This is a genomic window from Sphingobacterium sp. HJSM2_6 (genome assembly GCF_049316305.1).
Classification (GTDB): domain Bacteria; phylum Bacteroidota; class Bacteroidia; order Sphingobacteriales; family Sphingobacteriaceae; genus Sphingobacterium.
In genome coordinates this window covers 179,675-202,020 of record NZ_JBMOXB010000006.1, presented here as the reverse complement: position 1 = coordinate 202,020, position 22,346 = coordinate 179,675, and the positions used below count along the sequence as shown (strand labels likewise).

At 36.9% G+C, this 22,346-nt stretch carries 18 protein-coding genes; 13 read left to right on the top strand and 5 right to left on the bottom strand.

Annotation, left to right across the window (positions count from 1 at the left end):
- Positions 1-4 precede the first annotated feature (4 nt).
- Positions 5-1,036 (top strand): acyltransferase family protein, encoded by a 1,032-nt coding sequence (locus tag ACFRAE_RS07720; RefSeq protein ID WP_422796562.1) that lies wholly within the window; start codon positions 5-7, stop codon positions 1,034-1,036.
- A 118-nt stretch (positions 1,037-1,154) separates the two neighbouring features.
- Positions 1,155-2,084 (top strand): NAD(P)-dependent oxidoreductase, encoded by a 930-nt coding sequence (locus ACFRAE_RS07715; RefSeq protein WP_422796561.1) that lies wholly within the window; start codon positions 1,155-1,157, stop codon positions 2,082-2,084.
- On the opposite strand, the gene ACFRAE_RS07710 is transcribed toward ACFRAE_RS07715, so the two are convergent.
- Positions 2,061-2,933 carry a hypothetical protein gene (locus ACFRAE_RS07710; protein WP_422796560.1) on the bottom strand — a complete coding sequence of 291 codons (873 nt, stop codon included), beginning with the start codon at positions 2,931-2,933 and terminating at the stop codon, positions 2,061-2,063. The genes ACFRAE_RS07715 and ACFRAE_RS07710 overlap by 24 nt on opposite strands.
- Positions 2,934-3,113: 180 nt before the next feature.
- Between ACFRAE_RS07710 and acs the strand changes: the two genes are divergently transcribed.
- On the top strand, positions 3,114-5,027 hold the full coding sequence (gene acs, locus ACFRAE_RS07705) for an acetate--CoA ligase (protein WP_422796559.1): 1,914 nt from the start codon (positions 3,114-3,116) through the stop codon (positions 5,025-5,027).
- Positions 5,028-5,675: 648 nt separating this feature from the next.
- The gene (locus ACFRAE_RS07700; protein ID WP_422796558.1) at positions 5,676-6,947 is read left to right on the top strand and encodes a hypothetical protein; all 1,272 of its coding nucleotides are present in this window, start codon (positions 5,676-5,678) and stop codon (positions 6,945-6,947) included.
- Positions 6,948-6,969: 22 nt separating this feature from the next.
- Here the strand turns inward: ACFRAE_RS07700 and ACFRAE_RS07695 are convergent, their stop codons facing one another.
- Positions 6,970-8,124, bottom strand: a complete 1,155-nt coding sequence (locus tag ACFRAE_RS07695) for an acyl-CoA dehydrogenase family protein (protein ID WP_422796557.1) — start codon at positions 8,122-8,124, stop codon at positions 6,970-6,972.
- 218 nt (positions 8,125-8,342) lie between these two features.
- Between ACFRAE_RS07695 and ACFRAE_RS07690 the strand changes: the two genes are divergently transcribed.
- From ACFRAE_RS07690 to ACFRAE_RS07665, 6 genes are all read left to right on the top strand, one after another.
- Positions 8,343-9,872 (top strand): aldehyde dehydrogenase family protein, encoded by a 1,530-nt coding sequence (locus ACFRAE_RS07690; RefSeq protein ID WP_422796556.1) that lies wholly within the window; start codon positions 8,343-8,345, stop codon positions 9,870-9,872.
- Between the two features lie 5 nt (positions 9,873-9,877).
- A complete protein-coding gene (gene lat / locus ACFRAE_RS07685; protein WP_422796555.1) occupies positions 9,878-11,170 on the top strand; it encodes an L-lysine 6-transaminase in 1,293 nt (430 codons plus the stop codon).
- Between the two features lie 177 nt (positions 11,171-11,347).
- Complete coding sequence (gene mutL, locus ACFRAE_RS07680; RefSeq protein ID WP_422796554.1) at positions 11,348-13,210, top strand: DNA mismatch repair endonuclease MutL; 1,863 nt, start codon at positions 11,348-11,350, stop codon at positions 13,208-13,210.
- 14 nt (positions 13,211-13,224) lie between these two features.
- Positions 13,225-13,923, top strand: a complete 699-nt coding sequence (locus ACFRAE_RS07675; protein WP_422796553.1) for a rhomboid family intramembrane serine protease — start codon at positions 13,225-13,227, stop codon at positions 13,921-13,923.
- 9 nt (positions 13,924-13,932) lie between these two features.
- Positions 13,933-14,808 carry a rhomboid family intramembrane serine protease gene (locus ACFRAE_RS07670; protein ID WP_422796552.1) on the top strand — a complete coding sequence of 292 codons (876 nt, stop codon included), beginning with the start codon at positions 13,933-13,935 and terminating at the stop codon, positions 14,806-14,808.
- Positions 14,808-15,905, top strand: a complete 1,098-nt coding sequence (locus ACFRAE_RS07665; RefSeq protein ID WP_422796551.1) for an endonuclease/exonuclease/phosphatase family protein — start codon at positions 14,808-14,810, stop codon at positions 15,903-15,905. Before ACFRAE_RS07670 ends, ACFRAE_RS07665 begins: the two co-directional genes overlap by 1 nt.
- Positions 15,906-15,912: 7 nt before the next feature.
- On the opposite strand, the gene ACFRAE_RS07660 is transcribed toward ACFRAE_RS07665, so the two are convergent.
- On the bottom strand, positions 15,913-17,523 hold the full coding sequence (locus ACFRAE_RS07660) for a S41 family peptidase (protein ID WP_422796550.1): 1,611 nt from the start codon (positions 17,521-17,523) through the stop codon (positions 15,913-15,915).
- A 137-nt stretch (positions 17,524-17,660) separates the two neighbouring features.
- On the opposite strand from ACFRAE_RS07660, the gene ACFRAE_RS07655 reads away from it, so the two are divergent.
- The 3 genes from ACFRAE_RS07655 (at position 17,661) to ACFRAE_RS07645 (ending at position 20,244) form a co-directional block, all read left to right on the top strand.
- Positions 17,661-18,227 (top strand): hypothetical protein, encoded by a 567-nt coding sequence (locus tag ACFRAE_RS07655; protein ID WP_422796549.1) that lies wholly within the window; start codon positions 17,661-17,663, stop codon positions 18,225-18,227.
- 81 nt (positions 18,228-18,308) lie between these two features.
- Entirely contained in the window at positions 18,309-19,709 is a 1,401-nt protein-coding gene (gene fumC, locus ACFRAE_RS07650) for a class II fumarate hydratase (RefSeq protein WP_422796548.1), read from the top strand.
- A 1-nt stretch (position 19,710) separates the two neighbouring features.
- On the top strand, positions 19,711-20,244 hold the full coding sequence (locus tag ACFRAE_RS07645) for a fumarate hydratase (protein WP_422796547.1): 534 nt from the start codon (positions 19,711-19,713) through the stop codon (positions 20,242-20,244).
- A 67-nt stretch (positions 20,245-20,311) separates the two neighbouring features.
- On the opposite strand, the gene ACFRAE_RS07640 is transcribed toward ACFRAE_RS07645, so the two are convergent.
- Positions 20,312-21,418 (bottom strand): toxic anion resistance protein, encoded by a 1,107-nt coding sequence (locus tag ACFRAE_RS07640; protein WP_422796546.1) that lies wholly within the window; start codon positions 21,416-21,418, stop codon positions 20,312-20,314.
- A 7-nt stretch (positions 21,419-21,425) separates the two neighbouring features.
- Positions 21,426-22,211, bottom strand: coding sequence for a hypothetical protein (locus tag ACFRAE_RS07635; RefSeq protein ID WP_422796545.1), 786 nt, complete (start codon positions 22,209-22,211; stop codon positions 21,426-21,428).
- Between the last annotated feature and the right edge of the window lie 135 nt (positions 22,212-22,346).

Here is a 22,346-nt window from a genome sequence, read left to right as displayed (position 1 = left end):
TATAATGAAACTTGAAGGGCTGCAAGTAGTACGTGGAAGTGCTGCTACGTTGGTTGCTGTAGGCCATATTTATAATGATGGATGGATACCTAAAGCCATTGTAGATTTTGGAGGATTCAGAATTGATTTATTCTTCGCTATGAGTGGTTTTATTTTATGCCTAACCATGAGATCATTGAGCCCCTCTAGATTAATAAATTTGAAGACCTATTTTGTTAAAAAAATCATTCGAATATTTCCGGCTTATTTACTGTGCGCTCTTCCTTTAATCGCTTATGTAACATTAAAAACAGATATTCAAAGTCCGTTTTATTATTTAGGCAACTTATTATTATTACCCTCATTTACCAACGATCCAAACTATAGCCTTGCCTTACCGACAGCATGGACTTTAGTATATGAACTGCTCTTCTTCGGGCTATTCCTGCTTGGAATTATACTTTTCAATAGGAAGGACTATATCTTGATATTTATATTCATCGCACTCGTCCTAACAATTAGCCTGGTCAATTTTTTTAAGTTACAAGGCCCCAGGCTCTCTTGGGTCAATTTATCTTATATTATGGGCCATTTGAAGGTGTTAAATTTTGCAAGTGGTATGCTTATTTACAAAATTTTTATAAAAATAAAACAAAAGGATTTATTCAACATCACACAATGGACTTTAATTGTACTGTTTTCCAGCTTCATCTTAATACGATTACACACGCTAGAATTATCCAATGACTATATCAAAGTAAGCTTTGTATTTATCATCATCTTAGTAACCACACTAACAAAAAATGATTTTTCAAAACATAAATTTGGTCGAATACTGCTGCTTTTGGGAAATGCCTCCTTCAGCATATATTTAACGCATTTCTATTTTGCATTTTTTAAACCGAAGGTATTACTAATTGGAAATTACTTACCATTTAATAACGAAATAACCTTAAACATCATTGACTTTGGTTTATTAGGATCTGCATTGATTGCTGGAATCTATTTTTACCAACTCATTGAAAAACCAATGACAAAATTTTTAAAATCTAATTAAGGCTCTCTTAATATGATTATCTTCGTCAACGATAAATATGTTGACGAAAAGGCGGTAAAACTTCCATTTGTGGGAATTGAGTCAACAATAATTTTAACTAATTAACAGCTATTTAGCAATGAATATTCTAATTGTTGACGACTTACACGAAATCATTCTCCAAAAATTTGATCAGGCAAATATTGCCTATACCTACCTGCCAGATTGTACCCGTACAGAGGCAGAACAGCTCATTCCTTCTTACCAGGGATTGATAATTAGATCGAAATTTCAAGTCGATCAAGCATTTATAGACTTAGCAAGCCAATTGCAAATCATAGGTCGTTCTGGAGCTGGAATGGATAATATCGACGAGGACTATGCCGCAAAAAAAAATATCCAACTATTTTCTGCCAATGAAGGAAATAAAGATGCTGTAGCGGAGCACATGATTGGCATGTTACTCAGTCTGTTGAACAAGCTCAATCGCGGTAATTTCGAAATAAAGCATGGCTTATGGAATAGGGAAGAAAATAGAGGCTATGAGTTAAAAGGTAAAACGGTGGCTATTATAGGCTATGGCCATAATGGACAAGCCATGGCCAAAAAACTATCGGGATTTGAGGTTCAAGTCATTGCTTACGATAAGTATAAGACAGGATTTACGGATCAATATGCGCGCGAAGTATCTATGGAAGAAATTGTAAAACTGGCGGATATCTTAAGTTTTCACATTCCATTAACTCGAGAAACAAAAAACATGGTAGATAAAGAATACTTGTTCCACTTTAGAAAACCTCTATTTTTACTTATGGGAGCACGTGGAGGAATTGTTGATATTCCTGCAGTCATTCATTATTTAGATTCCGGAAAAATTTTAGGTGCCGCATTTGATGTGCTTCCAATCGAAAAATTTCCTTTACTCGCTGAACAGGCATGGTATCAAGAACTAATTCAAAGGGATAATGTTTTATTGAGCCCACATGTTGCTGGATGGACTTATGAAAGTTATTTCAAATTAGCAGACCTTTTAGCCGATAAAATATTAGCTTATCTGCAAGGTAATTAATACCAATAACCATTGTAAAATTAACGCAACATCTAAAAGATAAACATGATGATAGTGTTTATCTTGTTTAAATATCAGCGTTCGAAAAAGCAATAATATGATGCAACTGCAGCTGATCATACCCAGTTTTATAGGCCAGGAATAAGGAGAAAAGTAAATAAGCAGCAAATGTATACATCCTATTGCGTAAGACAGTTGAACACTTCTTTTAAAGCCTAAGCAAGTAGGAATGGTTTTTAAATGATATAAGCGATCTTGTTTTTCATCTCGAATATCGAAAGGTAAGGTACACAGCAAGAGAAAGACAATTTTCACCAACCCCAAATAATTAGCCTTAAACCAATCCATTTCAGCCCCACTACTCCACAGTTCTATAACGGGCAATCCTACACTACTTAGGGACCACAATAGGGCTATAAAAAACACTTTTAACCCTGGAACTTTCCGCAATTGAATCCGATGTCCTGCAATTTTAAACAATGGCACAGCATAAGCAATACTCAAGACCCCAATGATCAGCAGATAGCCCAAGGTATAAAACGAAATGTGAAACAAAGACCAGCAACAAAGAATGAATCCGAATGAGCTAATCGACCAAAAAACAGACATATGGCTAAATACCCATCGTGTTCTTACATATGGCGATTGTTGAGGATTTTTAGGTTTAGAAAGGTACAAACTCAGATTATACAATAAAATCGTACTCCCACCTTCTATACCTAATATCGCTCCATTGACAGGAAAGTCCAGAATAACATAAGTCAGCGCACATTGTGCCACCGCCGCTAGCGCAATTAGCAAATTGGTATGCACCAACCCATAAAATATTTTACTTACCCAATTCACCATTTTTTATGCTCAAGATGCTGTTCAATTAAAAGCTAAACCTCAAAAAATTAGTAAAACAATATAAAAAAAATTAAATTAGCTTTACCGAGTGTATGATTTACTTCATCAAATAAGTACTTGACCGAATTAGATAATATTCTCCAATAAAAAGCTAGTAAACCTATAATTTTTTAATAAAAAATGAGTTTTCAAATAAAATCTTTTGAAGAGTATCAAAATGCTTACAAAAAGAGTGTAGAAGAGCCGGAGCAATTCTGGGGAGAAATCGCTGACCATTTCTTTTGGAAAAGAAAATGGACCAATGTCCTGAATTGGAATTTTAAAGAACCCGAAATAAAATGGTTTGAAGGTGGTAAACTAAACATCACTGAAAACTGCTTAGATCGTCATATCTATAGCCTAGGCGATAAGCCTGCTATTATATGGGAGCCTAATGACCCAAATGAAGCTCACCGCGTATTATCATACAAACAACTTTTACAAAAAGTAGAGCAATTTGCCACGGTACTAAAGAATAATAACATTCGCAAAGGTGACCGTGTATGCATTTACTTACCCATGGTTCCCGAATTGGTGATTGCAGTATTAGCCTGTGCACGTATTGGAGCGATTCACTCCGTTGTATTTGGCGGATTCTCCGCACAATCTATTGCAGATCGTATCAATGATGCTGCTTGTAAGCTTGTGGTAACTTCTGATGGAGGCTTCCGTGGTAAAAAAATATTAGAATTAAAATCAATAGTTGACGATGCATTAATGCAATGTCAAACGGTAGAAAAAGTCATCGTATTAACGCGTGCACGCAATCCTGTTTCCATGATTAAAGGCCGCGATGTATGGTGGGAAGATGAAATCAAAAAGGTGGAAACCCAAGGAAATCCGGCCTGCCCAGCAGAAGAAATGGATGCGGAAGACACGTTATTTATCTTATATACTTCCGGATCTACAGGAAAACCCAAAGGGGTGGTACACACCACTGCCGGCTATATGGTTTACACGGGATATACATTTGCAAATACCTTCCAATACCAACCAGGTGAGGTATTTTTCTGTACTGCAGATATCGGCTGGATTACTGGTCATAGTTATATTGTCTATGGACCACTATCTCAAGGTGCTACTTCCCTAATGTTCGAAGGAATCCCTACCTATCCAGATGCTGGACGGTTTTGGGACATTGTTGAAAAATACAAAGTAAATATCTTATATACGGCTCCTACTGCGATTCGTTCGCTCATGGCTTTCGGGGATGATTTTGTGGACAATAAAGATTTATCTTCCCTGCGTGTATTGGGTTCTGTAGGTGAGCCAATAAACGAAGAGGCTTGGAATTGGTACCATGAAAAAGTAGGAAAAGGAAAATGTCCTATAGCAGATACTTGGTGGCAAACTGAAAATGGTGGTCACTTGATTACACCCATTGCCGGAATCAGCCCTGAAATCCCAGGATATGCCATGTTACCTCTACCTGGTGTACAACCTTGTTTAATGGACGAGAACGGACAAGAGATTGCCGGAAATGATGTTTCCGGAAACTTATGTATCAAATTCCCATGGCCAGGAATGTTACGTACTACTTGGGGAGATCATGAGCGTTGCAGACAAACGTATTTCTCAACCTATGAGGATAAATATTTTACAGGTGATGGCTGTTACCGAAGCCCAGAAGGCTATTACCGAATTACAGGTCGGGTAGATGATGTGTTAAATGTATCTGGACATCGCATCGGTACTGCAGAGGTTGAAAATGCTATAAATATGCATGCAGATGTGGTAGAATCAGCAATTGTTGGTTACCCGCATGCGGTTAAAGGCCAAGGTATATATGCCTATGTTATTGCTAATCACCATATCGATGAAGAAAAAACACGTCAAGATATATTACAAACAGTAACGCGTATTATTGGCGCAATTGCCAAACCAGACATTATCCAATTTGTTACGGAATTACCAAAAACAAGATCCGGAAAAATTATGCGTCGTATTCTTCGCAAAATTGCCGAAGGTGAACTTAGCAATTTAGGAGACACTTCCACCCTTCAAGATCCTACGGTCGTAGAATCCATTATTGAAGGAGCAAAGAAAATGAAATAAATTAGCCCTCATAATGCTTAAAAAAAGAGCTTCTAAATCATGATTTAGAAGCTCTTTTTTTAATTTTTGCAGTGTTCATCAAGCACTTAGTGTGAGCTTAAACGCATTTCTGAATGTAACTTTTTGTGGATTATTGCCTATTCAACAAATAGACTGCTCTTTAAGGAACCAAGCCTCGGCTATGGTAGTTTCCGAAATACTTTTTTCCATTAAGTGAAGTATTTTAGAAAGCTAGACAAAAATGCTGGAAGCAGATCTTCAAACAAATTGCTAAGGGAACATGCAGGTAAAACGAATACCTATTGATCATATAATTATTGATTTATTCAGCTATTGTAAAATTAAAAATTGTCCTGCACTTCCAAGTGCTCATCCATATGGAAAACCTATTTCCGTATAAGACAACATCATTTAATAGTAATCTTCGTTGGATCTTCTTTGGATCTCCTTCGGATCTTCTTCGAATCTAGCTTCCGTTTATCCGAATAAGATCCAAAGGAAATACGTGGATATTCTGCACTGGTGTAATTAAAACTGCTAAGGATTTTAAAAAAAAATCAATCGGGTTATAGACATTGGGTTAAATAAATTTATAAATCGCCTAAAAATTCGGTAGATTTAATTGGTAAACCACTATAAACCAAAACTATGGAATTGAATAATCAATCTTACTCACATTTCCCCAATAACCCGTTTATATTTAAATTCTGTTTTCTATTTATCGTATTCTTTATTTTAATATTTAACAATAATTCTTTTTGGTTTTTATCCATCATAAGCCCATTCACTCATGCGGCATTGATTTTCATTATTTATTTTATCACAGAAAACAAAGAAGCCTTACCTCAATCAAAATATCAATTAACCAATGGTAGTGGTGATACACATTATGCCTGGTATGCCTTATTACTGATCTTGATTATTTCAATAATTGGAGCTATTTGTTGGCATTACCTGAACAGAAAAGATAAAAACCTTAGTCTTTTACATCGGATCCTCACAGTGGTCATCCGCTATTATGTTGGGTTTACACTCTTCAAATATGGATTAGTTAAAATTTTAGGTTTACAATTCAACTTTCCGAGCCTCCTAAGTCTTACAGAACCATTAAGTCAATTTTCACCTATGGGATTAGCTTGGAGATTTATGGGTTTTTCCTATGGTTATCAATTAACTATGGGAATTATTGAACTATTTGGCCTGTTACTTTTGTTTAAGAAAACAAGTTTATTGGGAGCCTGTATAAGCCTGATGGTGAGTGTACAAGTGCTTTTAATCAATTATTTTTTTGATGTTCCTGTCAAAATGGTCTCTACTGCCCTAGTGATTTTCAGCTTATTTTTATTAGCCCCAAATATTAAACAATTTTATCGGTTATTTTTCTCCAATCAACAGGTCATGCTGATCCGCGATCCTACTTTTCACTCCAGTAAAAAATGGGTAAACCGAACGCTAATAGCCTGTAAATACTTGATTATCCTAAGCTGCTTCGGCTTCTTTGGGTTTATCCTCCAAAGAAACATTAATACTCTTAAGACGTTAAATAAGGATAGATCTAGCTTGTATGGAGCCTATTTTATACCCAATGAGGAATACAGCAAACGTAAACATTTCAATATCCCCGCCGATTGGGATTTATTAGTTTTTCAGCAAAAAAACCATGTTTTTATAAGAGATCAAGTAGGTAGCTTAAAGGCATTAACTATAGATTTGGACACTATAAAAAAAGATTTATACCTCAGCATGTTGAAAGAAAACATACTTCAAGTCCACTATCAGAAAGATAAAGATGGAAACCTTATTTTCACTCTGCCTCAAAATGATACCATCACACTTCGCTTAAATAAAATAAATCTAGACGACATCGATCTTAAAACACGTGGGTTTAATTGGATACAGAACTTCCCTTATAATAAATAGATCAAATGTACTAGGCTAAAATTTAATTAAACGCATTGAACCCGGTAATATCCTGCCCTGTAATTAACAAATGAATATCATGGGTTCCCTCATAAGTAATAACAGATTCTAAGTTCATCATGTGCCTCATAATTGAATAATCGCCGACAATTCCCATGGCTCCTAGCACTTGCCGAGCCTCTCGAGCCACTTGCAAGGCCATATGTACATTATTACGCTTGGCCATGGATATTTGAGCAGGTGTTGCCTTATTTTCATTTTTCAGCATGGCTAATCGCCAAGCGAGTAATTGGGCTTTCGTAATTTCAGTGACCATTTCGGCCAGTTTTTTTTGTTGCAATTGGAATGACGCAATAGCTTTCCCAAATTGCTTTCTTTCCTGCGCATACTTCAAGGCAGTTTGGTAACAATCTACGGCAGCACCTATTGCTCCCCATGCGATACCATATCGAGCTGAATTCAAACAAGATAAAGGACCTTTCATACTTTGCACAGCTGGAAGGATTTGTTCTTTGGAGATATAGACCTGATCAAAAACAAGCTCTCCCGTTTTAGACGCACGTAAAGACCATTTATGTAATGTCTCTGGCGTAGAGAATCCCTCCATACCGCGTTCTACAATAATTCCACGAATTTTATGCGCTTCATCTCGAGCCCATACAACAGCGATATCGCAACTAGGCGCATTGGTAATCCACATTTTAGATCCAGATAGTCGATAGCCATCTCCATCTACTAGTAAACGCGTGTCCATAGCTGCTGGATCTGAACCATGATTAGGCTCGGTTAAGCCAAATGAGCCAATATATTCGCCTTTGGCCAATAAAGGCAAATATTTTCGTTTTTGTTCTTCAGACCCATATTGAAAAATGGGAAACATCACTAAAGAAGATTGTACTGAAGCCGCAGACCGAATGGCTGAATCTCCATATTCCAGTTCCTGCATAATTAAACCATAGGCAAGCTGATCCAAGCCACCTCCTCCATATGTTTCTGGAAGAAAAGGACCTAAAGCACCAATTGTCCCTAATTTTTTCATTAATTGTGGAACTTCCTGATGGTCTTGCGCATAAGAATCAATATCAGGTAAAATATCTTTCTTTATAAACGCCCGAACACTATCCCTGATGAGCAGATGCTCTGCACTCCATAGTTCTTCGATTTGATAGTAATCCATAATTAAATGATATTTGGCTTTTTATTTAAAAATAACGAATAAATGAACGCAACAGATGGGGCTCATTCAGCTTCGTCAACGCGCTCATCAAGCATTTAAATTTACAAACTATTAAATTAATATTAATAACAGAATAAAAATTTTGTTCGAATATCATTTTATAAAAACAAAATATATTCGTTATATTTAACAAAAAATCGAATAATATAAGCCATATTATGACATCAAAGGAATTAAAGACGCTTGGAATCGACTCAGAAAATCTAGGCAGCTCCACTGGGAATACCTGGTTTGCGGAAGGTTCGATCATTCATTCTACTTCGCCAACGAATGGGATTCATATTGCAAACGTTCAGTGTGCGACTAAAAAAGAATATGAAGAAGTTATTCAACAGGCAGAAATTGCCAAATTAATTTGGCGTGATATTCCAGCACCTAAACGTGGAGAAATAATCCGTCAATTAGGAGAAAAACTTCGTGAATTGAAGCCTGTACTAGGGAAATTAGTATCCTATGAAATGGGCAAATCCTATCAGGAAGGTTTAGGTGAAGTCCAGGAAATGATCGATATCTGCGATTTTGCGGTAGGTCTTTCCCGACAATTATACGGTAATACCATTCATTCGGAACGACCAGGTCATCGCATGTACGATCAATACCATCCTTTAGGGATAGTGGGAATCATCACGGCATTCAATTTCCCGGTGGCAGTATGGGCATGGAATGCCGCTTTAGCCTTAGTTTGTGGTGATGTAATCGTCTGGAAACCTAGCGAGAAAACACCATTATGTGCAATAGCTTGCCAAAAAATCATAGCAGAAATACTCAAGAACAATCAATTACCCGAAGGAATATCTTCCTTAGTGTGTGGCGATGCCGAGGTTGGAAAATGGATTTCAGCGGATGTCCGAATCCCTTTGGTATCAGCAACTGGATCTACCCGAATGGGAAGACAAGTGGCAACTACTGTTGCACAAAGATTAGGTAAAACATTGTTGGAACTAGGTGGTAACAATGCAATCATAATCACCGAAAGTGCGGATTTAAAAATGACCATCATAGGTGCAGTATTTGGTGCGGTTGGTACCGCAGGGCAACGATGTACAAGCACGAGAAGATTAATCATTCATGAAAACATCTATGATCAAGTGAAGAAATCACTTGTGGAAGCCTATAAGCAAATTAAAATTGGGGATCCATTGGACAGCAAAAACCACATGGGACCACTCATTGACCAAGATGCCGTTAGCCATTATGAAAAAGCGCTCGAAAGAATCAAACAAGAAGGCGGACAATTATTGACTGAAGGATCAGTATTAGCAGGTGAAGGATTTGAAAGTGGTTGCTATGTGAGCCCAGTACTGGCTGAAGTCGCTAATCACTTCGAAATTGTTCAGGAAGAAACCTTTGCGCCTATTTTATACTTAATCAAATATCAAGGAACAGTACAAAATGCCATTGCTTTACAAAATGATGTAAAACAAGGTCTTTCTTCAGCTATAATGACGAATAGTCTCCGAGAGGCCGAACTGTTTTTAAGCCAGAATGGCTCGGACTGTGGCATAGCTAATGTGAATATCGGCACCTCTGGTGCGGAGATTGGTGGCGCATTTGGCGGTGAAAAAGAAACTGGAGGCGGTCGGGAGTCTGGATCTGATGCATGGAAAACTTATATGCGAAGACAAACCAATACCATCAATTATACCGCCAATTTACCATTGGCGCAAGGGATTAAATTTGATTTATAAGCAAAATGAACGAGATACATCAACGATTAGCAAAACACATATTGGCAGATGGGCTGCCGATGGTGATCGATTTAGAAAAATCGCATGGTTCTTACATTGTGGATACTGAAGGGAAACAGTACCTGGATTTATTCAGCATGTTTGCCTCCTCCCCAATTGGTTATAACCACCCATATATCGTAAATCACGCAGAAGACTTAACGAAAGTGGCAATCAACAAACTGGCTCTTTCAGACATTTACACCAACTCCTATGCTGATTTTTTAGATACTTTTGAGCGTGTTGCGATTCCTGCCGAGCTGAGCTATTGCTTTTTTATTGATGGAGGCGGATTGGCAGTTGAAAATGCACTGAAAGCAGCATTCGATTGGAAAACTCGATTAAACCATATGAATGGAATTGAGCAAGAAGCTAGCCAAGTGATCCATTTTAAGCAGGCATTTCATGGAAGAACAGGTTATACCCTGTCCTTAACCAATACGAAGGATCCTAGAAAATACATGTATTTTCCAAAATTTAATTGGCCAAGGATTACCAATCCCAAATTGACCTTTCCATTGTCTGAAGATTCGATTGCTGAAACCATTACGTTGGAAGAACAAGCTATTCGAGAAATTGAGTTCGCCATTGCTCAGCATCCGCATGACATCGCTTGCCTGATATTAGAACCGATTCAAGCGGAAGGTGGTGACAACCATTTTAGAAAAGATTTTTTCCAAAAATTGAGAGCTATTTGTGATGAACACGATATCTTATTAATCATGGACGAGGTTCAAACCGGCATTGCCATGACTGGTAAAATGTGGTGTTATGAGCATTTTGATATTATTCCTGATTTGTTAGCCTTTGGAAAAAAGACCCAGGTTTGTGGAATGTTAGCAAATCGTAAGAAATTTGACCGTGTGCAGCAGCATGTTTTCCAAGAATCCAGCCGAATCAATTCTACATTTGGCGGTAATTTGGTAGATATGATGCGATTCAAATTGATTCTTGAAGTTATAGAGCAAGAGCAATTGGTAGAAAAGGCCGCAACACTTGGAGATCATCTTTTAGCCAAATTGCAAGATTTATCCGAGAAACATACCCAAATACATAATGTACGCGGACGTGGATTGTTATGTGCATTTGATTTCTCCAGTCCTGAAGAACGAGATGAATTTGTGCAACAAGCCTTAGAAAAACGCTTGGTCATTTTAGGCTGCGGAGAGCGAAGCATTCGTTTCCGACCGCACCTCACTGTCACTACAGAAGAAATAGATGAAGCTTTAAGCATCATCGATGCTATATTAGCGAATTAAGCGACAAGATGCCAGCCACGAAATGCTGGCATCTTTTTTTACTGAAAGCGGGTATAGCATGCAAACAATTGCCCTGTTTGCTCGTTTACTCATCCAGGTATAATCCAGTAAAAGAAATGAGAAAGAGTTCAGGAGATTTTCCAATCGATTACAGGCAAATTTGTACCTTTGTAGATTATGTCGGATATTATTCAGTTGCTTCCCGATTCAGTTGCAAATCAAATAGCAGCGGGTGAAGTAGTTCAAAGACCAGCATCTGCTGTCAAAGAACTTATGGAAAACGCTATAGATGCGGGGGCAGATCATATAAAACTTATTATTAAAGACGCTGGGAAATCATTAATTCAAATTATTGATAATGGTTGTGGCATGAGTGTGACCGATGCGAGGCTGTGTTTTGAGCGGCACGCAACATCAAAAATCCGAAAAGCGGAAGACCTTTTTGCTATCCGTACGATGGGTTTTCGTGGAGAGGCTATGGCATCCATCGCAGCGATTGCTCATGTTGAATTGAGGACAAAGCGAGTGGAAGATGAATTAGGAACGGTTATCGAAATCGAAGGTTCGGAGGTCATTCAACAATATCCAGATCAAGTGCCTTCCGGGACAAGCATCGCTGTTAAAAATTTATTCTACAACATTCCTGCTCGGCGGAATTTTCTAAAAAGTAATTCCGTAGAATTAAAACATATCTTGGATGAGTTTCAGCGGATAACTTTAGCCCATCCTCAAATCTTCTTTTCCCTGCATAGTGATGGTAATGAAATCTTTCATTTACCAAAAGAAACATTAAAACAACGCATCGTTCATCTTTTTGGAAATAATTATAACCAACGGTTAGTTCCGGTAGAAGAAACCACAACGATAATAAATATCAAAGGGTTTATAGGAAAACCTGAATTTGCTAAAAAAACCCGTGGTGAGCAATTCTTTTTTGTCAATAACAGGTTTATTAAAGATCCCTATTTAAACCATGCGGTAATGAATGCATATGAGGATATCTTGTCTGCAGAAACTTTTCCACTGTATGTGTTATTTATCGATATAGATCCTGCTAAAATAGACATCAACGTTCATCCGACAAAAACCGAGATAAAATACGAGGATGAAAAATCCATTTATGCAATTTTACGCTCGGCGATAAAACGAAGTATCGGTCGGTTTAATATTGCCCCGACTTTAGATTTTGAACAAGAAACTGGTTTTGACACCTTGATTACACCCAAACCATTGGATGAAATTCAAATCCCGACCATCAGTTTTAATCCGAACTTTAATCCGTTTGATGATGGGACAAAACCTAAAAACAACCGAAGCTATACCTATCCGGAGCAATTAGAACGAAAATCGAGCATCCCTCAAAATTGGGACAGTCTTTATCAGGTGACTGAATCATTGGAAAATGAGCAACTTCATTTACATTCTAGAGATGAACTTCAGGATGTATCCATCATTCAACCTTCGGATCAACCAAAAAAGCAATTCTTTCAATTGCATAACCGATACATCGTTTCTCAAATCCATTCTGGATTTATGCTAATAGACCAACAAGCAGCGCATGAACGCATTCTTTTTGAGCAATTTCAGCAACAATTAATGCAACATCAGGGCGTAAGTCAGCAAAGTCTATTTCCACAAACGATAGAATTGAATGGTTCAGATTTCGCTTTAGTGGAAGAAATGCTACCTGAAATAATTTCTTTAGGATTTCAGTTGAGGCCTTTTGGGAAATCTACGTATATTGTAGATGGAATTCCCGCTGACTTAGAAAACATCAATGAAAGCCAGATCATTGAAAAATTATTGGAAGATTTTAAAAACCAAAGTGACCTCCGACTGAGTAAGCGCGAAAAGCTAGCTAAAAGCTTGGCTAAAAATGCCGCAATCAAAGCTGGAACAAAATTGGAAAACGAAGGAATGGCCGATTTGATAGATCGCTTATTTGCTTGTGAATCTCCTAATATTTCTTTGAATGGAAAACCAGTAATTATTACATATACTTTACAAGAACTTGCAGAACGATTCGGTAAAAATGTTTAACATCAAAATTAACAATGAATAATATCTTAGGAAACCTTCCCCCTGTTGTAAAAAACTTACTCATTATCAATATTATTGTTTTTATTGGTACCTCATTATTTGAGTCTTTTTTCATCAGTAATTTTGCCGTTTTTTACCCAGATTCTCCCTTATTCAAGACTTGGCAAGTCATCACGTATATGTTTATGCATGGAGACCTTTGGCATATCTTTTTTAACATGTTTGCCTTAGTGATGTTTGGTGCTATTATCGAGCGAGTTTTAGGATCTAAGCGCTTTTTAAATTTTTACCTCATCTGTGGACTAGGAGCATTGGTACTACAATTTGGAGTTCAAGCAATTGAAGTTTATCAATTATCTGGGTCTATAAGACCAATCCATGAATACGGAGATTTAAACAGTTCATTGCCGCAGATTACAAATATTAATTATCTAGAGGACATTTACAAGACGCCTTTGGTAGGTGCATCTGGAGCTATCTATGGCTTATTACTAGCCTTTGCGTATTTGTTTCCTAACATGGAAATGATGCTGATATTTTTCCCTGTGCCCGTAAAAGCTAAGTATTTCATTCCTGTTTTGATTGTCATTGAAATATTCTTAGGGTTCTCCAACAGTGGATCATCTATTGCACACCTTGCCCATGTAGGTGGAGCACTATTTGGCTATATTTTACTTAAAGTCTGGAAAATAAGGCGAACAAATTTTTATTAATCAATGAAAATGAAAAGGGAAAATGGACTGCAGGAATTCTTCCGAACCACCTATAATACGGGTTCACCAATTCCTTATATCCTGTCGATTCAAATTGGATTATTTATTATTATCCATATTGCTGACTTGTTGGTGGATTTAAATGTGATCAATTTCCCCTTGTATGATTGGTTTATTAGCAATTTAACCTTACCTAGTACATTTGGGCAATTCATTAAACAGCCCTGGTCCTTATTTACATTCCCATTCGTATACGATGGATTATTCAAAATTATATTTGATTGCCTTTGGCTTTACTGGATTGGAAATAGCTTTTTAAATTTTTTAAATAAAAGACAATTTCTAACTATTTATTTTAGTGCATTTTTCATTGGAGGTTTCGCTTTTCTAGGACTAGGAGAATTTGACTTCCTTAGGCAAGGCCCTCAACCCTATTTATTCACTAATGTTTTAGGATTAGCAGCGCTGGTAGCTTCATTAACCATATTACTACCCAAAATGGAAGTCTCGCTATTGCTATTTGGGCGGGTTAAATTTATCTATATAGCCTTGGTATTTTTTGGCTTACAATTGATGTACTATGTTATTTCAAACCAAGCAACAGCAATTTGCTTTATGATAAGTATAGGCTGGGGAATATTATTTATGAAGCAATTGCAATCGGGCAATGACCTGAGTCTATTTTTCAAAAAAAGCAAGAGAAACAATTTACGTATCATACATAAAACTGCAAAATCCCCATCGTATAAAAGTCATCAAGCTGATTTACCTAACCAGGAAGTCATCGATGAAATATTAGATAAAATTTCCCAAAATGGTTACGAAAGTCTATCTTCACGGGAAAAAGAAATACTATTTAAAGTAAGTAGAGAAGGAAAAGAATAATGTTCATCAACAAGAAGAATTTGGGTTTCTTTAGTAAGACCATCATGTTAGCAAACATGCTTGCCGTTTTGGTTCTTCTATTAAGCTATTCTGCTTCCTTTATCAATCCTAAATCCTTCTGGATTATTTCCTTTTTAGGACTAGCCTATTTACCTATCTTGCTCATTAACCTTGGCTTTATAGGTTATTGGTTATTGCGTAAACCTAAATATGCCTTATTTTCTTTACTTGGCATTCTATCCGGCTGGAACTTACTAACGAAGCACATCACCTTTAATAGCAGTACTTCACCCTCAGACTCAAGCCTTCGGGTAATGACCTATAATGTACACATGCTTAAGCCTGTAGAAAAAATAGATAAATCTGCTAAAGATGAATTTGTAGATATTATTAATTCCGCGAATCCGGACATACTGTGTGTTCAAGAATTTAGCAGTACCATTCGTGGGAAGAAAAAGTTCAGTGAATCTGTGAAGACCAAAGCAAAGTTTGAAGGATATTATTTTGCCCCCTCGGAACAAAATGATTACAATGCCTACGGACAAATCATATTCTCCAAATTTCCAATTATCAATTCAGGACTTATTACCAAGAATGAATATGGTATAAATCGGGTCATATATGTGGATATCGTGAAAGAACAAGATACCATTCGCGTTTATAATGTGCATTTACGCTCCTTCGGATTACAAAATGAAGACAAGGAATTCATTCAGAATCCTAGAAAAAATGAAGGGGACGAGGAAATTAAATCTAAACGTGTGGGAAGAAAATTAAAAGGAGCATTTGAACAAAGAAGCAATCAGGCGCAATCCTTAGCCAACCATATGGAGGCGACCCCATATCCCAAAATCGTAATGGGTGATTTTAATGACACCCCAATGTCGTATAGTGTCAACCTGATTAGCAAAAATATGTACAATACCTTTCAAGAGAAAGGAAATGGTTGGGGGGTCACACATTTTGAAATGCTGCCGATCTTACAAATAGATTATGTGTTTTGTGATAAAACCTTTAATGTAAATAACTACCAAGTTATTCACAATAAATTATCAGATCATTATCCAGTATATGCTGATTTAACCTTATCGAATTAAGGTCAGTTTAGGATGGATTCGGAACTATTTGCAGTTCCGTCAGGGCTTGATTAACAAATTGATCGTATCGATTCTTGACCTTAAAATACGCTTCTCTACCAAAATAATATCTTCCCAACAAGGCTTCAATATCACTTTGAATCAAATCGTGCAAATCCTCTTGCTTTTTAAAAGGAATGTTTAACCCTTGACTAGTCAAAAATTCGATAAAACTTTCATATTCTGCATCCGGTAACGTATAGCCTTGAAGAAAATTTTCGATGGAATATGCGGGTAATTTCTTAGCAAACCTGGAATATACAAACTGTTCGATTAAACTCGATTTTACTAATTCTTGATAGATTAAACTAATTTGATTGGAGTCAATTTCTACGCTGATATCCGGAACAATTCCACCTCCTCCATACAGTTTCTTTCCCAAGCCTGTTTGATAGGATTCATGATGATGATAAGTGGTGTCTAAATTCCAAAGTCCATTATACATCGTAACATAGTCTTTCATATTGGACCAGTTTGGACTATACTTTCGTTGAATACTTCGCCCCAATGGCGTATAATACCGCGCAATACTCAGGTTGATGGTAGATCCATCGGCAAAGTTAAATAATTCTTGGACGGTGGCCTTTCCATAGGTCCTTCTACCAATGATAAGTCCTCTATCCCAATCTTGCACTGCTCCAGCGACTACTTCAGATGCAGAAGCCGTACGCTCATTCACCAATACAATTAATTTTCCTTGGGTATAATTTCCAGATGCAAAGGAATGATAATCCTTGCGTAATTCATGCGCCCCTTCGGTATAGACTAACAAGCGTTTATCTTCAAAAAATTCACTCGCCATTTTAATGGCAATATGAAAATACCCTCCACCATTATCCCTTAAATCTAACACTAAATTTCTAGCGCCCTGTTTTCTTAAATCAATAATAGCATCTTTAAATTCTTCGGCAGTTTTAATACCAAATCTTCGGATTCGAATAAAACCTACGCTAGGTTTTAACATGTAAGCGACATCCAATGAACTGACATTAATTTGATCTCTAACGGCTTTCAAAAGGATGGGTTCCTGATCGTATTCTCGTTCTACAGCGATCTCAACTGTAGTTCCTCGTTTACCACGCATCAGTTTCTCAACTTCTTCTTTAGAAACTAAAGCTCCTGAGATTTTCTTATTGCCTATTCGTATGATTTTATCCCCTACTTTAAATCCACCCTTATCTGCAGGACCATTGCTTATTACCCCGACCACCATCAAGGTATCATTGAGATTGAAATACTCCATACCAATACCTTCAAAGGTACCTTCCAAGATTTCAGACTGGGCTTGTGATTCATTGGGCATCAAAAATGCAGAGTATGGATCTAGATGGGAGATTAAGTGATTGATCGCGCCATTTTGGGCCGAATCAATATTGATACTATCGACATATCGAGAGGAAATAAGGTCAACAACTTGTTGGATTTTATAGGAATTGTCTGACAATCCGATAGGTACAAGAGAGCCCCCAGAATTAAATCCTTGTTGATCGGAATAATTCTGACCTAGGATTAAACCTAATAACAATGTTCCAGCATATGTAGCTGCCACAAAAATATTCCTTTTTCTCTCTTTTTGCATGAATGACCTGGAGTGCAAAAATAAGCACTTAACAAATTGTTTAAAAGAATTTTAAAACAAATAGTTACCAACAATTCCCAGTCCAAAATACGGAATTGCTATACATTCTACTCATTTTTCAATAAATTTACGTTATAATGCATGAAATTGAACCTTTTTATAATTGGATAGACTACTATAGCGCCGCTGAGGATGAGCGTAGTCCCTTCTATGGAACTGTTTACAGTGAATTTGAATACGATAAACAGATCTATAATTTTCTTCTACATCCACAATGGGATCAGATTGGCTCTTTGACCCTTTATCTCAAAGTATTATTTGTTGATTATGACAAGGGATATAGCATCATCGAACTCATTGGCGAATGGAACGATGCCATATACAACGACATCATGATCCTAAAACGAGAGTTGATAGACCTGATGATTGGTGAAGGAATTACTAAGTTTATTTTAATAGGGGAAAATATTTTAAATTTTCATTCTTCGGATGATTCCTATTATGAAGAATGGTTTCAAGATATCGAGGAGGGTTGGATTGCTGGAATAAATTTTCGTGAACATGTCCTCACAGAATTTACGGCTAATCATATCGACTATTATATTAATTTTGGTGAATACCTAAATCACCTATCCTGGAGAACACTAAAGCCTGAACAATTGTATTATCATATTGAAGAACATGTTCAACGTCGCTTGAATTAATGAACTTTCGAAGATACAACTGTCTAATTTTAGCTTAATTATCATATTTTACGTAAATTTGCCTATCAAAATTTGTTATTTATGTCATTCAGAATAGAAAAAGATACGATGGGGGAAGTTCAAGTACCTGCAGACAAGTACTGGGGTGCACAAACGGAACGTTCTCGCAATAATTTTAAAATTGGTCCATCTGGTTCTATGCCAGAAGAAATTATTGAAGGATTTGCCTACTTAAAGAAAGCAGCGGCTTATGCGAATCATGAATTAGGCGTTCTTTCTGTTGAAAAAAGGGATGCTATCGCTGCCGTATGTGATGAAATCTTAGCTGGGAAATTGAATGATGAATTCCCATTGGTAATTTGGCAAACAGGTTCAGGCACACAATCGAACATGAATGTCAATGAAGTTGTTGCAAACCGTGCGCAAGTATTGGCTGGAGGAAAAATTGGCGAGGGTGATACCGTATTAAAAGCAAATGATGACGTGAACAAATCACAATCTTCCAATGACACATACCCTACAGGTATGCATATTGCGGCCTATAAAGCAGTGATGGAAATCACAATTCCTGGTGTTGAACAATTGCGTGATACATTGAAGAGAAAATCGGAAGAGTTCATGAATGTGGTAAAAATCGGTAGAACACATTTGATGGATGCGACTCCTTTGACCTTAGGTCAGGAATTATCAGGTTACGTAGCACAATTAAACCACGGTATAAAAGCGGTTAAAAATACACTAAGCCATTTATCGGAACTTGCGTTGGGAGGAACAGCGGTTGGTACTGGCTTAAATACACCAACAGGCTATGATGTGGTTGTGGCAAAATACATCGCTGAATTCACAGGTCATCCATTCATTACTGCAGAAAATAAATTTGAAGCTCTAGCAGCACATGATGCCATTGTGGAAACACATGGTGCATTGAAACAATTGGCTGTAGCCTTAAATAAAATCGCGAATGACATTCGCATGTTAGCTTCAGGTCCACGTTCAGGAATTGGAGAAATCATCATTCCTGAGAATGAGCCAGGATCTTCAATAATGCCTGGTAAAGTAAACCCTACACAATGTGAAGCTTTGACTATGGTTGCTGCGCAAGTGATGGGTAATGATGTTGCGATAACGATCGGCGGAACGCAAGGACATTACGAATTGAACGTGTTCAAACCAATGATGGCTGCAAACTTTTTACAGTCTGCGCGCTTATTAGGTGATGCTTGTGTATCGTTTGAAGAACATTGTGCTCGTGGTATCGAACCAAACTATACACGTATCAAAGAACTAGTTGATAATTCTTTAATGCTTGTCACTGCACTTAATACAAAAATTGGGTATTATAAAGCAGCAGAAATTGCACAGACAGCACATAAAAACAATTCAACTTTAAAAGAAACCGCTATCGCTTTAGGATATGTTACTGCAGAGGAATTTGAGGAATGGGTTAAGCCTGAGGATATGGTTGGCAGTTTAAAGAAATAAAGTGAAGATCAATAAAAAACATTTTAATCTAAAAAAAGTACACCTTGCAGCATTGCTGGGTGTACTTTTTACCTTTTACAATTGCAAGCGACATTCTGATATGCAAGACCATGGAGCGGAATTCTTTCAGGGTGTTTGGGTTCAAGATAGCATTGCAAATCAAGATCAAATGATTGGATATACAATCCATGAATTTAAAGTGACTTGTGATTCGATATACGCCAGCATGAAAGTGCATAGTAAAACCCAATCCATTCCTGATTCTTGTTATGGAGATGGAAACTGGATGGAGTATGCCAAAGCTGTATACGCCCTACGTGGGGATAGTATTATAGTGGATGGTGTTTATACTCGAGAGAATGGGAAGCAGAAAATATCAGGTTGCTACAAAACTGGACAATACGCACCAAGATTTAAGGTTGCTTATATAGGAAAGGACTCTGTAGTTCTAGAAAACAGATTTGATGCTAGACCTATCATCCTTAGAAAAACTAAAGACATCGTTTGTGTCCCTAAAAAACGTTGGGAACTGTAATTAGTCCTTCCTTACATAAACAACCTCTTGCATATTTTATTTCTTTTAGCTGTTTGCTTTAAGGGGTTTAATTAATGAGTTTTGTGTCGTCAGAAGTTTTTAAAATATGTGATTTTAAATCCGTTTCTGCTTGCAATAATTCTTGTTCAGCTACTTTACGTTTTTCACGTCCATCTTTCTGAATTCGCAATACTTCTTCAATGGTGGTAATAATATCGGTATTCGCCTTTTTAATGGTATCCATATCGATAATACCACGTTCTGTTTCTTTAGCGACATTGATGGTCGATTCCTTCAGCATTTCAGAATTCTTTTTCAGCAATTCATTGGTCGCGTCTGTCACTGCACGTTGAGCCTCCAATGCAGATTGCGCATGTGCAATACCTAGCGTTAAGACCATTTGGTTTTTCCATAATGGCAGCGTATTCACGATAGAAGATTGAATTTTTTCCATTAATGAACTGCTATTGCTCTGAATCATTCTGATCTGGGGAGCAGTTTGCAATACCACCATTCTGGTCAACTTAAGATCATGTATCTTTCTTTCAAAACGAACGACATGTTGTTCAAGATCTTTATATTCTTGAATCTTATGTTGATCTCCTGTCTTTTCGGCCTCTTCTCGCAATGCGGGAAGCGTGATCTGTGATACCTCTTGAAGCTTTTCTTCGCCAGCTTGAATGTGTAAGGATAGATCTTTAAAATATTGTTGATTCTGAACAAATAGCTTATCAAAAATATTAACATCTTTCGCTAAACTTTTGTAATGACCTTCTAACTTCACTTCAATACTATGGATATTCTTCTCTACTGAGGAATACTCTGTTCGCATTCTACCGATCTTCTTTTTTATCGTATCAAAGAAAGGTATTAAAGGCTTTTTGTTAACTTTTTCGTCAAATTCACGGATTTCTGAACGTAGATTTACAAGTATATCTTCGGCTCCACCCATATCTTTAGTCCGCACCTGTTTCAATATTTCATTGGAAAAGTTACTTACATTACTTTGACTTCCTACTCCAAACTGGATGATATCCATGGTAGACGTCAAATTAATCTTCTCTTTATATTGTTGGATTAACGCTTTTTCTTCCGCTGTAAAATTTACTTGTACGTCTGCTGGAGTTTTAGCAGGTTGATTATCCTCCAAATTTGTCAAATCTAAATTTGCCATAATATCATTAATCTTTTAATAGGTTTCTACTTTTTAAGGTCTGAATGTACACATCTGTTTCTGCAGAAACATCCAACATTCCCATTTTGAATTGATTGGTCACTTCCTCTTCTACCGCTATTGCCGCTTGTTGGATCACCGTTTCTAATTTCCGTTGAGATTCAAAGGTTACTTGATTATTTAATTTAGCATTTTCCAATTCATCGTATTGCATCAATACATTGACAATGGTAGAATGTCGCATTAAAAATTTTTCCGCTTCCCGAGCATCTTTTTTCTCTAGCAATTGGAATAACCTTAAAATCTTATCTATATCTTTTTGAATTTTAGGATTTTCAATTTCCTTTCTCCAATGTAATAGTCGTTCCACAAAATACTGTGGTGTATCTATACTGGGAGCTGAAATTTCTATCTGCTTTTGAGAATTTGGTGAGGAAATCCAATATAATTCGCGATGCTCTTTCAATTCTAATCGTCTTAAATAAGGCTTAGCTTGATTAAGCAGCAAACTATTCCCCACAATATAAGATAAGACAGATCCTGCCAAGGTCAATAACATGCCCTGACTCAAGGTACCAAAGAATATAACAAAGGAAACCAATAGACCTAATTCAACTAATAGTAGTGTCCAAGCCGTCAGCATCCAAGAGCGTACTTTAGATTGACTGGCTTGTTTCATCATCACCAGGGGATGTACATGTATAGGCAATGGTAAAACCAATACAATGGATAAAAATGTCCATATCAACTGCCTTATTTCCCAAGGTTTACTTTTCTTTGTTGCCCAACCCATTCTTTAAAATTAATTATTTTTTATAAAAATACAGCAATTCTAATTCCAATGCTAATTCTGTAAATTAATATTAGGTAATTAGCGTTTAATAGCCTGTGATAGGGGTCTTTTTGTCGGTGAAAAAATATCCATGAC